At 65.6% G+C, this 14,641-nt stretch carries 13 protein-coding genes; 9 read left to right on the forward strand and 4 right to left on the reverse strand.

Features of this window, described 5'->3' with window-relative positions:
* Window positions 1–39: 39 nt before the first annotated feature.
* From AC6LKD_RS31040 to AC6LKD_RS31050, 3 genes are all read right to left on the reverse strand, one after another.
* Entirely contained in the window at window positions 40–999 is a 960-nt protein-coding gene (locus AC6LKD_RS31040) for a WaaZ-like lipopolysaccharide core biosynthesis protein (protein ID WP_498118408.1), read from the reverse strand.
* 32 nt (window positions 1,000–1,031) lie between these two features.
* Window positions 1,032–2,099 carry a tartrate dehydrogenase gene (locus AC6LKD_RS31045; RefSeq protein ID WP_492276722.1) on the reverse strand — a complete coding sequence of 356 codons (1,068 nt, stop codon included), beginning with the start codon at window positions 2,097–2,099 and terminating at the stop codon, window positions 1,032–1,034.
* A 153-nt stretch (window positions 2,100–2,252) separates the two neighbouring features.
* Window positions 2,253–3,779: a helicase HerA-like C-terminal domain-containing protein gene (locus AC6LKD_RS31050; RefSeq protein ID WP_498118409.1), complete on the reverse strand. Its 1,527-nt coding sequence runs from the start codon at window positions 3,777–3,779 to the stop codon at window positions 2,253–2,255.
* A 161-nt stretch (window positions 3,780–3,940) separates the two neighbouring features.
* Here AC6LKD_RS31050 and AC6LKD_RS31055 point away from each other — a divergent pair, with 161 nt between their 5' ends.
* From AC6LKD_RS31055 to AC6LKD_RS31085, 7 genes are all read left to right on the forward strand, one after another.
* Complete coding sequence (locus AC6LKD_RS31055) at window positions 3,941–4,672, forward strand: YebC/PmpR family DNA-binding transcriptional regulator (RefSeq protein WP_013392765.1); 732 nt, start codon at window positions 3,941–3,943, stop codon at window positions 4,670–4,672.
* 138 nt (window positions 4,673–4,810) lie between these two features.
* Window positions 4,811–6,118, forward strand: a complete 1,308-nt coding sequence (purD, locus tag AC6LKD_RS31060) for a phosphoribosylamine--glycine ligase (protein ID WP_013392764.1) — start codon at window positions 4,811–4,813, stop codon at window positions 6,116–6,118.
* A gap of 11 nt (window positions 6,119–6,129) precedes the next feature.
* The gene (gene hemF / locus AC6LKD_RS31065) at window positions 6,130–7,041 is read left to right on the forward strand and encodes an oxygen-dependent coproporphyrinogen oxidase (RefSeq protein WP_492276720.1); all 912 of its coding nucleotides are present in this window, start codon (window positions 6,130–6,132) and stop codon (window positions 7,039–7,041) included.
* Window positions 7,038–7,625 carry a nicotinate (nicotinamide) nucleotide adenylyltransferase gene (gene nadD, locus AC6LKD_RS31070; RefSeq protein ID WP_013392762.1) on the forward strand — a complete coding sequence of 196 codons (588 nt, stop codon included), beginning with the start codon at window positions 7,038–7,040 and terminating at the stop codon, window positions 7,623–7,625. The genes hemF and nadD overlap by 4 nt, the downstream gene beginning before the upstream one ends.
* A gap of 74 nt (window positions 7,626–7,699) precedes the next feature.
* A complete protein-coding gene (gene rsfS, locus AC6LKD_RS31075; RefSeq protein ID WP_492276719.1) occupies window positions 7,700–8,101 on the forward strand; it encodes a ribosome silencing factor in 402 nt (133 codons plus the stop codon).
* Window positions 8,102–8,108: 7 nt separating this feature from the next.
* Window positions 8,109–8,579, forward strand: coding sequence for a 23S rRNA (pseudouridine(1915)-N(3))-methyltransferase RlmH (gene rlmH / locus AC6LKD_RS31080; protein WP_013392760.1), 471 nt, complete (start codon window positions 8,109–8,111; stop codon window positions 8,577–8,579).
* 34 nt (window positions 8,580–8,613) lie between these two features.
* On the forward strand, window positions 8,614–9,228 hold the full coding sequence (locus AC6LKD_RS31085) for a Maf family protein (protein WP_013392759.1): 615 nt from the start codon (window positions 8,614–8,616) through the stop codon (window positions 9,226–9,228).
* Between the two features lie 147 nt (window positions 9,229–9,375).
* Here AC6LKD_RS31085 and AC6LKD_RS31090 read toward each other — a convergent pair whose 3' ends face one another.
* Window positions 9,376–10,752 carry a dicarboxylate/amino acid:cation symporter gene (locus tag AC6LKD_RS31090; RefSeq protein WP_498118410.1) on the reverse strand — a complete coding sequence of 459 codons (1,377 nt, stop codon included), beginning with the start codon at window positions 10,750–10,752 and terminating at the stop codon, window positions 9,376–9,378.
* A gap of 291 nt (window positions 10,753–11,043) precedes the next feature.
* Between AC6LKD_RS31090 and AC6LKD_RS31095 the strand changes: the two genes are divergently transcribed.
* A complete protein-coding gene (locus tag AC6LKD_RS31095) occupies window positions 11,044–13,023 on the forward strand; it encodes a sensor histidine kinase (RefSeq protein ID WP_498118411.1) in 1,980 nt (659 codons plus the stop codon).
* Window positions 13,007–14,410, forward strand: coding sequence for a sigma-54-dependent transcriptional regulator (locus AC6LKD_RS31100; protein WP_498118412.1), 1,404 nt, complete (start codon window positions 13,007–13,009; stop codon window positions 14,408–14,410). Before AC6LKD_RS31095 ends, AC6LKD_RS31100 begins: the two co-directional genes overlap by 17 nt.
* The last annotated feature ends 231 nt before the right edge of the window (window positions 14,411–14,641 follow it).

Below are 14,641 nucleotides of genomic sequence, written 5' to 3' on the forward strand. Positions count from 1 at the left end.
GTCCCGGACAGTCGCGTCCGGGACCAGGCCGCCAGAAACCTATTCCTTCAGCAAGACCTGCCAGTCGGCGCGCTCGATGACGTCGGCCGGCAAGGCGCTGATGGGCGACAGGTTGAACACCGAGATACCGCGGGCGCGCCAATGCGCGGCGGCAAAGCGGAACGACGGTTCGATCAGATGCGAGAACTTGCGCGCCAGCCTGCTGGCCTGGGGCTTCTGTCCTTCGTCATAGAAGCGCAAGCCATTTTGCAACGTCAGGTCCAGCCCGTGCGCATAGACCTTGCGGGCTCCACTGGATACCAGCACCTGCAAGGCGGCATAGGCCACGGTATCGGCATCGAACACGCCCAACTCCACGTTGAAACTGAATCCCATGCCGCGCTTCGCGTCCAGCAACTGCACGTCGGGCGAGGCCGCCGCCATGCGCTGGAGCACGGCCGGCGCGGAAATACGCTGGTAGGCCCGTTCGGAGATCATTTCGATGACGCAAATGCGGCAGCGAATCGCATCCTGCGGCAGCCCCTGCATGATGTAGCGCAGGACCTCGGGCAAGACGTACAGGGTCAGGTCGCGCGACACGATCTCGCGCACCAGGTCTATACGTTCGCGGACGAAGTTCTGGTCGATGATGCAGTAGTACTTGAACGGCAGGTCGAACTTGCGCGCCAGCACGATGGCGCCGTTCACACCCATCGCCGCCCGGATGTCGAGCCGGTCGTAGGGTATCTGGGTGACCGACGGGCCGCTCAGGATCAGATGCACTTCCTCGTCGGCACGATCGTATCCCTGGGCAAGCGGCGTGACCGGCTGCGACCGGCCAAAGGCGCGAAAGCCGCCGATCGCGCCGGATCTATCCCTCCAGATCCGGACAAAGGGCCACAAATGCTGGTTGTGCCTCTGCGTGCGCGATCGCAGCACGCGGAACAGCTTGCGCACGAAACGGTCGGCCCGTCCGCCGCCCACATGGGCAACGGTGGGGGAAAAGCCAGATTCGTCCATTGACTAGCCTGGAGCCCGGTCGGCAGCCTGTCTCAGCCCGCGACGACCAGCGCGGCAATCGCGCTGCCGACGTCGGCGGTGGAGGCGTTGCCCTTCATGTCACGGGTGCGGGGACCTTCCGCCAGGACGGTTTCGATAGCCTTGACCACTGCCGCCGAAGCGTCTGGATAACCCAGGAAATCCAGCATCAGCGCGCCGCTCCAGATCTGTCCAATCGGATTGGCGATGCCCTTGCCGTAGATGTCCGGCGCCGAACCATGCACCGGCTCGAACAAGGACGGGAACTTGCGTTCCGGGTTCAGGTTGGCCGAAGGCGCGATGCCGATGGTACCCGTGCAGGCCGGGCCCAGGTCGGACAGGATGTCGCCAAACAGGTTGGAAGCCACCACCACGTCGAACCAGTCCGGATGCTGCACGAAATGCGCGCACAGGATGTCGATGTGGTACTTGTCCCAACGCACGTCCGGGTACTTCTCGGCCATCTCCGCCACGCGCTCGTCCCACCAGGGCATCGAAATGGAAATGCCGTTGGACTTGGTTGCCGCAGTGAGATGCTTGCCGCGCTTCTGCGCCAGTTCGAAGGCGAACTTGAGCACGCGGTCGGCGCCGATGCGCGTGAATACGCTTTCCTGGATGACCACTTCGCGCTCGGTGCCCGCGAACAGGCGGCCGCCGCTGTTCGAGTATTCGCCTTCCGTGTTCTCGCGCACGATGAAGAAGTCGATCTCGCCCGGCTGGCGATCCTTCAGCGGCGAAGGCACGCCGGGCATCAGGCGCACGGGACGCAGGTTGATGTATTGGTCGAATTCGCGGCGGAACTTGAACAGCGAACCCCACAGCGCTTCGTGGTCAGGCACCGTGGCGGGCCAGCCGATGGAACCGAAGAAAATCGCTTCGTGCTGGCCGATCTGCGCCTGCCAGTCGTCCGGCATCATCTTGCCGTGCTTGGCGTAGTAGTCGCAGCTCCAGTCGAAATGGTCCCACTGAAAATCGATGCCGAATCGCGTTGCGACCGCGTCCAGCACCTTCAAGCCCTCGGGCACGACTTCCTTGCCGATGCCGTCTCCAGGGATCACCGCAATCTTGTGTTTCTTTGCCACCACGTCTTCCTTTGTTTTCCTTGGATGCTTCGCGCGCGACCATAGGTCTCAAGGGCCACGCGCAGCCTCCTTATCATTACACGAAAATATTACTCGGTACGGCCCTGGATCAGGCACGCGAGCCGTTTCCGGCAAACGCACCGGATCAGGGTATCAACGCCGGCCTTTCGAGCCCAGCAAAGAGCCCAATATGCCGCGGGTCAGCTCGCGCGCAATCGACCGGACCGTGCTCTTGGCCATGGTCTGCACGACGCCATCGCGCTTGCCGCCGCGCGGGCCGGTCGAGCCGAACAGGACGTCGTTCAGGCTGTCCATGAGGCCGCCGCCCGACTCTTCCGCGGCGCCCTTGGCTTCCGGCTGCGCGGAACCGTTCTTCGCCACGCCGGCCTGATCCGCCGGCTTGGCCGCGCGCCCGGCCAGCACTTCATAGGCGGACTCCCGGTCGATGGCCGTTTCATACTTGGATGCCAGCGGACTGCCCTGGCGCAGCGCTTGCCGCTCGGCGTCGGTCGCCGGGCCGATCCGGCTTGCCGGCGGCACGATGTAGGCGCGCTCGGTCGGCATCGGCCGCCCCTTCGGGTCCAGCAGCGACACCAGCGCCTCGCCCACGCCCAACTCGGTGATGGCCGCCTCGATGTCCAACCCCGGATTGGGGCGCATCGTCTGGGCGGCCGTCTTCACGGCTTTCTGGTCGCGCGGCGTGAACGCCCGCAAGGCATGCTGGACACGATTGCCCAATTGCCCCAGCACGGTATCGGGAATGTCCAGCGGATTCTGGGTCACGAAATAGACGCCCACGCCCTTGGAACGGACCAGGCGCACCACCTGTTCGATCTTGTTCAGCAGCGCGCCAGGCGCGTCGTTGAACAGCAGGTGGGCTTCGTCGAAGAAAAACACCAGCTTGGGCTGGTCCATGTCGCCCACTTCAGGCAGCTTCTCGTACAGGTCCGCCAGCAGCCACAGCAGGAAGATGGCATACAGGCGCGGCGCCTGCATCAGCTTGTCGGCGGCCAGCACGTTGACCATGCCGCGGCCTTGCGCGTCCGTGCGCATCAGGTCGGCCACGTCCAGCATGGGCTCGCCGAAGAATTTCTCCGCACCCTGCGATTCCAGGGCCAGCAGCCCGCGCTGGATGGCGCCTATGCTGGCGGAAGACACATTGCCGTATCGCGTTTTCAGTTCCGAGGCGCGATCGGCGACGTTCTGCAGCATGGCGCGCAGGTCCTTCAGGTCCAGCAGCAACTGGCCTTCGTCATCGGCGACCTTGAAGACCAGCGTCAGCACGCCTTCCTGCGTGTCGTTCAATTCCAGGATGCGGGACAGCAGCAGCGGCCCCATGTCCGACACGGTGGCTCGCACCGGCAGCCCCTGCTCGCCAAATACATCCCACAGCGTGACCGGGCTGGCCGCCCAGGCCGGTTCGCTCAGGCCCAGGTTCTTCAGGCGCTCCAGCAGCTTGGGCGTGCCCGCGCCAGCCTGGGAAATACCGGTCAGGTCGCCCTTGACGTCGGCCATGAATACCGGCGTGCCGATACGGGAAAAGGATTCCGCCAGGACCTGCAGGGTGACCGTCTTGCCGGTACCCGTGGCCCCTGTGATGCAACCGTGGCGATTGGCCAGGGCAGGCAGCAGCGCCAATTCGGTCTGGGCATTCTTGGCGATGACGATGGGGTTGGGCATATGCAGCTCTCCGGACCAGGGAATCAGATGGATGCCCAAGTGTAGAGCCTGCCGCGCCGCTTGTGCGCGTGGCAATATGGACACATGCGGTCCGCCCCCGGGCGCGCCGGACGCCGGCACGGTAAAATGCCCTCTTTGCAGACAATTTACCCTGGGAAGCCATGGCCGGACACAGCAAATGGGCCAATATTCAGCACCGCAAAGGGCGCCAAGACGCCAAGCGCGGAAAGCTCTGGACCAAGATCATTCGTGAAATCACCGTGGCGGCGCGTGCCGGCGGCCCGGACCCGGACAGCAACCCGCGCCTGCGCATGGCCTGGGACAAGGCCACCGACGCCAACATGCCCAAGGACAACATCCAGCGCGCCATCCAGCGCGGCGCGGGTGGCGCCGACGGCGAAGCCTACGAGGAAGTCCGTTACGAGGGCTACGGCATCGGCGGCGCGGCCGTGATCGTCGACTGCATGACCGACAACCGCACCCGCACCGTGGCCGAAGTGCGCCACGCCTTCGCCAAGAACGGCGGCAACCTGGGCCAGGAAGGCTCAGTCGCCTTCATGTTCAAGCACTGCGGCCAGTTCGTGTTCGCACCCGGCACCTCGGAAGACAAGGTCATGGAAGCCGCCCTCGAGGCCGGCGCCGAAGACGTGACGACCGACGAAGAAGGCGTGATCGAAGTGGTCTGCGCGCCGGCCGACTACGCCGCCGTGCGCAGCGCTTTCGACGCCGCCGGCCTGAAGGCCGAAGTGGACGGCATCGTCATGAAGGCCCTGAACGAGACCGAACTCGCCGGCGAAGACGCCATCAAGATGCAGAAACTGCTCGACGCCCTGGAAGGCCTGGACGACGTGCAGGAAGTCTATACGAACGTCGTTTTCGACGAAGCGCAGTAATCCCATTACCCCGGCGCCGGGCGGGCCTTGCCTGCCCGGCGCCACGCTGTCACCGGATCCGGGTCCGCCCGGATCCTGGCCTACTCCACGGGCTGGCGCCTTGCGGCGCTCGACTGGCAACCTTAAGAACCACGCAACATGAAACTCCTGGTAATTGGCTCTGGCGGCCGTGAACACGCCCTCGCCTGGCGCTTGGCCCGCTCCCCGCGCGTCCACAAGGTCTACGTCGCCCCGGGCAACGGCGGCACCCAGCGCGCCGAACAGATCGAGAACATTCCGTTCACCAGTGCCGAGGAATTGGCTGATTTCGTGCAGCGCGAAGGCGTCGCCCTGACCGTGGTCGGCCCCGAGGCCCCCCTCGCCGCCGGCGTGGTCGACGTGTTCCGCGCCCGCGGCCTGAAGATCTTCGGCCCGACCAAGGCCGCCGCGCAGCTGGAAAGCTCGAAGGACTACGCCAAGGCCTTCATGGTCCGGCACAACATCCCGACCGCCCGCTACGAAACCTTCACCGATCCGGCCCTAGCTCACGCCTACATCGACCAGGAAGGCGCCCCCATCGTGATCAAGGCCGACGGCCTGGCCGCGGGCAAGGGCGTCGTGGTCGCCGCCACGCTGGAAGAGGCGCATGCCGCCGTGGACGCCATGCTGGGCGACGGCTCCATGGGCGCCGCCGGCGCGCGCGTCGTCATCGAGGAATGCCTGGTGGGCGAGGAAGCCAGCTTCATCGTCATGTGCGACGGCCGCAACGTGCTGGCCCTGGCCACCAGCCAGGACCACAAGCGCCTGCAGGACGGCGACCAGGGCCCCAACACCGGCGGCATGGGCGCGTATTCGCCCGCGCCCATCGTCACCCCGGAACTGCATCACCGCATCATGCGCGAAATCATCCTGCCGACCGTGCAGGGCATGACGCGCGACGGCATCCCGTACACGGGCTTCCTCTACGCCGGCCTGATGATCGCCCCGGGCGACGATCCCGACCGCGAGATCAAGACCCTGGAATTCAATTGCCGCATGGGCGATCCGGAAACCCAGCCCATCATGATGCGCGTCAAGAGCGACCTGCTGGACGCCCTGGAGCACGCCGTCGACGGCACGCTCAACCAGGCCGACATCGTCTGGGACCGCCGCACCGCGCTGGGCGCCGTGCTGGCCGCGCATAACTACCCCAACACGCCGCGCACCGGCGACGTCATCCGCGGCCTGCCCGCCGACGCCGAGGACTGCATGGTGTTCCACGCCGCCACCCAGCTCGATGGTGACGAAGTGAAGACCACTGGCGGCCGCGTGTTGTGCGTCACGGCGCTGGGCGATTCCGTCAAGATGGCCCGCGACCGCGTCTACGAAGCGATCGACGGCATCCACTTCGACGGCCGCCAGTACCGCAGCGACATCGGCTGGCGCGCGCTCAAGCCCTCGCAACAGAAGTCCAAGCCCAACGCCTAGCCGGAATCTCAATGAACGCCTTGCCCGTCTCCTCCGTCCGGGACTACCTCACCGGCTTGCAGGCCCGCATCGTCGGCGCCCTGGAAGCCGCTGAAGGCACGGCCTTCCGCAGCGACGAATGGGTGCGGCCCGAAGGCGGCGGCGGGCTGTCGCGCCTGCTGGAAGGCGGCTCGCTGTTCGAGCGCGCCGGCGTGCTATTCAGCCACGTCCAGGGCACCAAGCTGCCGCCGTCGGCCAGCGCGCACCGCCCCGAACTGGCCGGCCGTTCATGGGAAGCCATGGGCGTGTCCATGGTGCTGCACCCGCGCAATCCCCACGTGCCCACCACGCACATGAACGTGCGCATGTTTCTGGCGGCCGCCCGGCCTGGCCACGACGAGGCCGACGTCTTCTGGTTCGGCGGCGGCATCGACCTGACGCCCTACTATCCGTACGAGGAAGACGCCCGCCATTTCCACGCCACCTGCCGCGATGCGCTGGCCGGCCATGGCGCCGACTACTACCCGCGCTATAAGCGCTGGTGCGACGAGTATTTCTTCCTCAAGCATCGCAATGAAACACGCGGCATCGGCGGCATCTTCTACGACGACCTGAATGCACCCGGCTTTGACGCCTCGTTCGCCCTGACCCGTTCCGTGGGCGACGCCTTCCTGCCGGCCTACATGCCCATCGTGGAGCGCCGCCGCGGCCAGGCCTACGGCGAACGCGAACGCGATTTCCAGGCCTACCGTCGCGGCCGCTACGTCGAATTCAACCTGGTCTTCGACCGCGGCACGCTGTTCGGCCTGCAGTCCGGCGGACGCACGGAATCGATCCTCCTGTCCATGCCGCCGCTGGCGCAGTGGCGCTACGACTGGCAGCCCGAAGCCGGCACACCCGAGGCCGAATTGGCGGCCTACCTGAAGCCGCGGGACTGGGCTTGAAGCGCATCGGTCTCCTGGGCGGCAGTTTCGACCCCGTCCACGTCGCGCATATCGCCTTGGCGCAAAATGCCTTGCAGACGCTAGGCCTGGCCGAGGTGCAGCTCATCCCCGCCGCCAATCCCTGGCAGCGTGCCGCACTGCACGCCACGGCCGACCAGCGCCGCGACATGCTGCAGCTGGCTATTGCCGGCCACGCGGGCCTGGTCGTCAATCCCATCGAAATCGAACGCGGCGGCCCAACCTACACCATGGACACGCTGCGCGCCCTGCCCCAGGACGCGCGCTATGTCTGGCTGCTGGGCGCCGACCAACTGGCCAATTTCTGCACCTGGCGCGAATGGCAGGACATCGCCAGCCTGGTGGACCTGGCCGTCGCCACCCGCCCGGGCACCGCGCTAAGCGCGCCGCCGGCGCTGGCCGAACACCTGCGCGGCCAGGGACGCGAACTGCAGGAATTGCCTTTCGCTCCCATGGCGGTTTCGGCCTCGCAGATCCGCCAGCGCCTGGCGCAGGGCGAATCCACCGAAGGCCTGCTTGCGGCGCCGGTCGCCGCCTATATTGCGACGCACCATCTTTACCGATAAACCCTCACCCGCCAGGCGCTGAAAGCGCCACGGGGCCAGCATCCGCTGTCCACGCGCGGGTTATATTTGCAGCTATGGATATACAAAAACTCCAACGCGCCGTCATCGACGCCCTCGAAGACGTCAAGGCGCAAGACATCAAGGTCTACAACACCACGCATCTGACCAGCCTGTTCGATCGCGTCGTGATTGCAAGCGCCACCTCCAACCGCCAGACCCGCGCCCTCGCTTCCAGCGTGGCGGACCGCGGCCGTGCGCTCGATCTCTCCGGCATCACCATCGAAGGCGAGGACACCGGCGAATGGGTCGTGGTCGACCTGGGCGACGTGGTCGTGCACATCATGCAACCCGCCATCCGCCAGTACTACAACCTGGAAGAGATCTGGGGCGGCAAGCCGGTGCGCGTGAAGCTCCTGCCCGAGTCCACCCGCCCCGCGCCGGTCGCCAACGACGGCGTGCACGACGCCGAGTACTGAGCGCGCCGTGAAGCTGATCGTCGCGGCCGTCGGCACGCGGATGCCGGACTGGGTGCAAACCGCCTGGGACGACTACGCCAAGCGCCTGCCGGCCGACTGCGCACTGGAACTGCGCGAAATCAAGCCAGAGCCCCGCACCACCGGCAAGACGCCCGCCCAGATGATGGCCGCGGAAGCCAAGCGGATCGAAGCCGCCCTGCCCGCCAGCGCCCTGCGCCTGGCGCTGGACGAGCGCGGACGCGACCTCACCACCATGGCTTTGTCGCAAAAGCTGGAGCAATGGCGAGCCGGCGGCCAGGATGTCGCCTTTCTGGTCGGCGGCCCAGACGGGCTGGATGCCGGCCTGAAGGCTTCCTGCGCCGGGCAGTTGCGCCTGTCCTCGCTGACGCTGCCGCACCCCATGGTGCGCGTGGTGCTGGCCGAACAGCTCTACCGCGCCTGGGCCATCATGACCAATCATCCCTACCACCGCGCGTGACCGCTGGGCCGGCGCGCATATTTTTCACTCACGCATGACCGACACCGCAACGCCCGCGCGCCTCTACCTTGCCTCCGCCAGTCCCCGGCGGCGCGAGCTGCTGGCCCAGATCGGCCTGGCGCACGAAGTCCTGCTCGTGCCCGCCCCGCCCGGCGAGGACGAACCCCAGCATCCCGGCGAAAGCGCCGCCGACTACGTCCAGCGCACCGCGCGGGACAAGGCCTTGCGCGGCCGCGACTGGATGCGCGACCAGAGCCTGCGGCAACTGCCCTTGCTGGCTGCCGACACCACGGTCATCCTGGCGGGCACGGTCCTGGGCAAGCCGGCCGACCGCGACGACGCCATGCGGATCCTGCGCGCCCTGTCGGGCTCCGCGCATGAAGTGCACACCGCCGTCGCCGTCTGGACCGGAGACCAGTTGCTGGAAGCGGTATCCATCACCGAGGTCCGCATGCGCGACCTGACGGACGAGGAAATCGGCCGCTACTGCGACAGCGGCGAACCCTACGGCAAGGCCGGCGCCTATGGCATCCAGGGCTTGGCTGGCACGTTCATTTCGCACATCGCCGGCAGCTACACCGGCGTGATGGGCCTGCCCTTGTTCGAAACCGCGAACCTGCTGCGCGCGGCGGGTATTCAGGTGCCCTGAAAACCGCGCTCTCCGGCTGAAAAAAATCCCCCGGGAACCTCGCGGTCCGGGGGATTTCTTCATCGCCGGGCGCCCCCTCTCTTCGGGGCTGCTGCCCGCATCGGCAGACGCAGCAGCGTGCGCGGGCAACGTCGGTTTTTCGCCGATTCAGCCCTGCTGCATTTGCTGGCCCATGGGCAGGGCGCCAGCTCTGCCCGGCGCCTCGTGGGCCGGAACCGAGGCTGGAACAGGCGCAGGCTGGAGCTCACCCTCAAGCGCGGCATGCAGTTGCTCCTGATCCAGTTCCCCTTCCCAACGCGCCACGACCACGGTGGCGGTCGCGTTGCCGACCAGGTTGGTCAGCGCGCGGCACTCCGACATGAAGCGGTCCACGCCCAGGATCAGCGCCATGCCGGCCACCGGCACGGAAGGCACCACCGACAGCGTCGCAGCCAGGGTGATGAAGCCTGCCCCCGTCACGCCCGCCGCGCCCTTGGAACTCAGCATCGCGACCAGCAGCAGCAGGATCTGGTCGCCCAGCGACAGCGGAATGTCGCAAGCCTGCGCAATGAACAAGGCCGCCATCGTCATATAGATATTGGTGCCGTCCAGATTGAACGAGTAGCCGGTAGGCACGACCAGCCCAACCACCGACTTCGAACACCCGGCCCGCTCCATCTTCTGCATCAGCGTGGGCAGCGCCGCCTCGGACGAGCTGGTGCCCAGCACCAGCAGCAGCTCTTCGCGGATATAGCGCACCAGCTTCAGGATCGAGAACCCGTTGTAGCGCGCGACCAGGCCCAGCACCACGACCACGAACAGCACCGAGGTCGCGTAAAAGGTGCCCACCAGCATCGCCAGATTGATGACGGACTTGATGCCGTACTTGCCGATGGTAAAGGCCATCGCGCCGAAGGCGCCGACCGGAGCGGCCTTCATCAGGATCGCGACCAGCTTGAAAACCGGCTGGGCCAACGCAGTCATGAAGTTCAATATCGGCTGGCCGCGTTCGCCCACCATGGCCAGCGCGATGCCGAACAATACCGCCACAAACAGCACCTGGAGGATGTCGCCGCCGACGAACGGACTGAAGATCGTGGTCGGGATCACGTTCATCAGAAAGCCCGTGATGGTCGAGTCATGCGCCTTGGCCACGTAGCCCGACACCGCCTTCTCGTCCAGGGTCCTGGGGTCGATGTGCATGCCGGCGCCCGGCTGCACGATATGGCTGACGATCATGCCCACGATCAGCGCAAGCGTGGAGAACACCAGGAAGTACAGCATGGCCTTGCCCGCCACGCGGCCGACCTTCTTCAGGTCGCTCATCGCAGCGATGCCGGTGGCCACGGTCAGGAAGATGACCGGCGCGATGATCATCTTGACCAACTTGATGAAAGCGTCGCCCAGCGGCTGCATCTGCTGGCCGAGTTCGGGCTTGAACGCGCCCAGCAGCACGCCCACCACGATGGCGAAAATCACCTGCACATAGAGAATTTGATAGAACTTGAGCTTGCGCGCGGGCGCGACTTGATCCACGTCGATCATTGGGATTTGTCCCCACCAAGGCCCCTTGCTCCGGGCGGTTCAGCGCGGGCGGCGGGGCGTTATCTATTTTCTGGCTTGCGCGTGTCATCGCGGGCCGATTTCACCCCGCTCTGGAGGCCGCGGGGCTTGGACATACCTATGCAAGACCCGTGCCAGCAGTGTTTGCTTCGCCCCGAGCTTCCAAGCCATTGATTGGAAATGATTTTTTCCCCTGAAGAGGAACTTCCTCAGGATGGCGTGGCGGAATTTCACACAGAAGCGATATAAAATGTGCGAAAAACCGCACATGCCATGTCAGCCCGATCCTCCTCCCGCAGCACTGGTTCCGCTCCGGACCAGGCCAAGCGCCCCGCCCGCTTTCCGCCAGCGCGCGCCTGGTCCTGGCCCTGGCGCGCGGCTGCCATCCTGCTGGGCATCGCCATCGTCTTCGGCGTACTGCATGCCGCCACGCTCTGGGCGCGCGAAGGCGCCCTCAAAAACGCGGCCGCTCAGGCGCGCGGCACGGCGCAGATCAACGCCGCTCTGTTGCGCAACAATCTGGACAAATTCCGCGCGCTGCCCTTCGTCCTGACACGTGACGTCGACGTGCGCGCCGCCTTGCTGGAAGGCTCGCGCGGGCAGATCGAATCCCTGGACGAAAAACTCGACACGCTCAGCCGCGGCGTGGGCGCGTCCGCGATCTATGTACTGGACAAGAAAGGCCTGGCGATCGCAGCCAGCAATTGGCGCGAACCCGCCACCTTCGTCGGGGTGGATTACCAGTTCCGGCCTTACTTCCAGGGCGCCATCGCGCGTGGCTCGGCAGAGCATTTCGCCCTGGGCACGATCAGCCACGAGGCCGGGCTATACCTGTCGCGGCGCGTGGACGACGCCAACGGTGCCATGCTGGGGGTGGTGGTTTTGAAAGTGGACTTCCGCGATCTGGAGGCCGACTGGCGTCAGTCCAATGCGCCCATTTTCGTCACCGACGAGCACGGCGTGGTGTTGCTGGGCAGCATCTCCGACTGGCGCTTCGACGTGTTGGCGCCGCTCTCGCCCACCCTGGCCCGGACGTTGCGCACCAGCCTGCAGTTCGGCGACGCCCTGTTCCAGCCGCTGCCGCTCAAGCCGCCGCTGCAGGCCGTCAGCAGTGGCCAACTGGTGCGCGCGGACGCAACCCTGCCGCAGATTCCCGCCGGCGCGCCGCTGTTGCACACCACCCTGCCCATCGTCGAATCGCCCGGCTGGACCCTGCACCTGCTGTCGCCGGTACAAGCGGCCATCAACCAGGCCACCGCCAACGCGCAACTGGGCGCATTGCTGGCGCAGAGCGCGCTCGCCGCCATTGCCGGCCTCGTGCTCTTTCGCCGTCATCGCAATCGCGAACGCGCCGAGCAGCAGGCCGCCATCCATGAACAGCTGGCCTCGCTGGTGGACGAACGCACGTCTCAGTTGTTGAGGGTGAACGAACAACTGGTCGATCAAATGGACGAGCGCCAGCGCACGGCCGCCCGTCTGCACACCATGCAGGAAGAACTGGTACAGGCCAGCAAGCTGGCCCTGCTGGGCCAGGTCGCCGCCGGCGTCGCCCACGAGATCAATCAGCCCGTGGCCGCGATACGCGCCTATGCCGACAATGCGGCCGAGTTTCTGCGCCGCCAGGATAATGGCTCCGCTCAGGAGAACCTGGGCACCATCGCCGCCTTGACTGACAGGATCGGCCACATCACCGGGGAGTTGCGCGCCTTTTCTCGCAAGGCCGGCGCCTCGGTAGGACCGACCAGCCTGAAAGATTGCCTGGAAGGCGCGCTGCTGCTGGTCGCACCGCGCGCCCGACGCCAGGGCATCGTGCTGCAACGGCCGCCCGAGGACCTGAACTACCAGGTGCTGGCCAATCGCGTGCGGCTGGAACAAGTGTTGGTGAATCTGCTGCAGAACGCCATGGACGCCTTGGAAGGTCTGCCGGATGGCCGCATCGTCGTCGCGCTGCAAGACTTGGGGGCCACGGTGCAGATCTACGTCAGCGACAACGGCCCTGGGCTGTCTCCCGCAGCCCGTGCCCACCTGTTCACCCCATTCCATACGACCAAGCCGGAAGGCTTGGGATTGGGCTTGGTCATCTGCCGCGACATCGTCGTCGAATTCGGCGGCGACTTGATCGCAGCCGGCCTCTCGGATCCCGCCTTTCCCGCCCCGCATGCCCCGGGCAGCGGCGCGATGTTCATCCTGACATTGCGCAAGGCGCGCGACCAGAACAACCCTACGAGCCTCCATCATGCCCCGCGCACCTGATCCAAGCAACGCGACAAACTCCATCGACGACAGCTTGCGTCGGCCCTTTGCGCCACGCGCCGTGTTCATCGACGACGACGAGGAGCTGCTCCGCGCCAATGCCCAGACGCTCAAGCTCCATGGCATTGCCGTGGATGCCCATGCCAGCGCGCGCGCGGCGTTGCCGGCCTTGAACCGCGACTTCGACGGCGTGGTGGTAAGCGATATCCGCATGCCCGACATGGACGGCCTGCAGTTATTCCAGCGCCTGCGCGACATCGATCCCGACATCCCCGTGATCCTCATCACCGGGCATGGCGATATCGCGACCGCCGTGCAATGCATGCGTGATGGCGCCTATGATTTCCTCACCAAACCCTATGCCGCCGACAGGCTGATCACCGCCATCGTGCATGCTGCGGAAAAGCGCCACCTGGTGCTCGAAAATCGCCGCCTGCGCGAAGCGGCCTTCGCCGTCGAAGCCGACGAGGTCCCCTTCATCGGCACCACTCCCGCCATGCAGAGGATCAAGCAAACGCTGCGCCATATCGCGGACGCGGATGTGGATGTCCTGGTCGAAGGGGAAACCGGCACCGGCAAGGAAGTCGTGGCCACCGCGCTGCACCGTCTAAGCCGCCGCAGGCACCGCGCGTTGGTGGCGATCAACTGCGGCGCCTTGCCCGAAAGCGTGATCGAAAGCGAACTCTTCGGCCATGAGCCTGGCGCATTCACCGGCGCCCAGAAGAAACGCATCGGCCGAATCGAGCATGCCAGCGGCGGCACCCTGTTCCTGGATGAAATCGAAAGCATGCCGCTGGCCGTCCAGGTCAAGCTCCTGCGCGTGCTCGAGTCACGCCAGATCACTCCTCTGGGCAGCAACGAAGTCCGCAACCTGGACCTGCGGGTGGTCGCTGCCACCAAAGAAGACCTCGGCAGCCCAGCCATACGGACCAAATTCCGCGAAGACCTATTCTACCGGCTCAATGTCGTCACAATCCGGATTCCGCCCTTGCGCGAACGCCGCGAGGACATCCCTCTGCTGTTCGCCCATTACCTTGGCCATGCCTCGCGCCGCTTCCAACGCGACATTCCCGAAATGCCGGCATCCATCCGGCGGCATGTCCTGACACACGACTGGCCCGGCAACGTGCGTGAACTCGCGCATTTCGCCGAACGCGTCGTGCTGGGCGTGCTGAATACGCCCGCAACTCCAATCGCAGCAGAGGGCGCCGCCGAAAGCCTGCCGGAACGGATGGAACGCTTAGAAGCCCAACTGATCCGCGAAGCGCTCCAGACCCATCAGGGCGATATCAAGGCCACCCTGGAATCCTTGGGCATTCCGCGCAAGACCTTCTACGACAAACTGCAGCGCCATGGCATCGACCGCCAGCAATATACGCAACCCTAGGCGGCGAACGCGTCACGGCTTGCAGGCATGAAAAACAAAACCCCTCGCAGGAGCATCCTGCGAGGGGTTTTTCATTGGGGTTTGCGGAACCTGCGAAGCGCATCCTCAGCGCGGCGCCACAAAGACAAAACCCCACAGGGGTTACCTGTGGGGTTCTGCGGAATAAAAGCTTGACGATGACCTACTTTCACAGACGTCCGTCCACTATCATCGGCGCAAAGTCGTTTCACT

The organism is Achromobacter sp. D7-1, assembly GCF_059760445.1.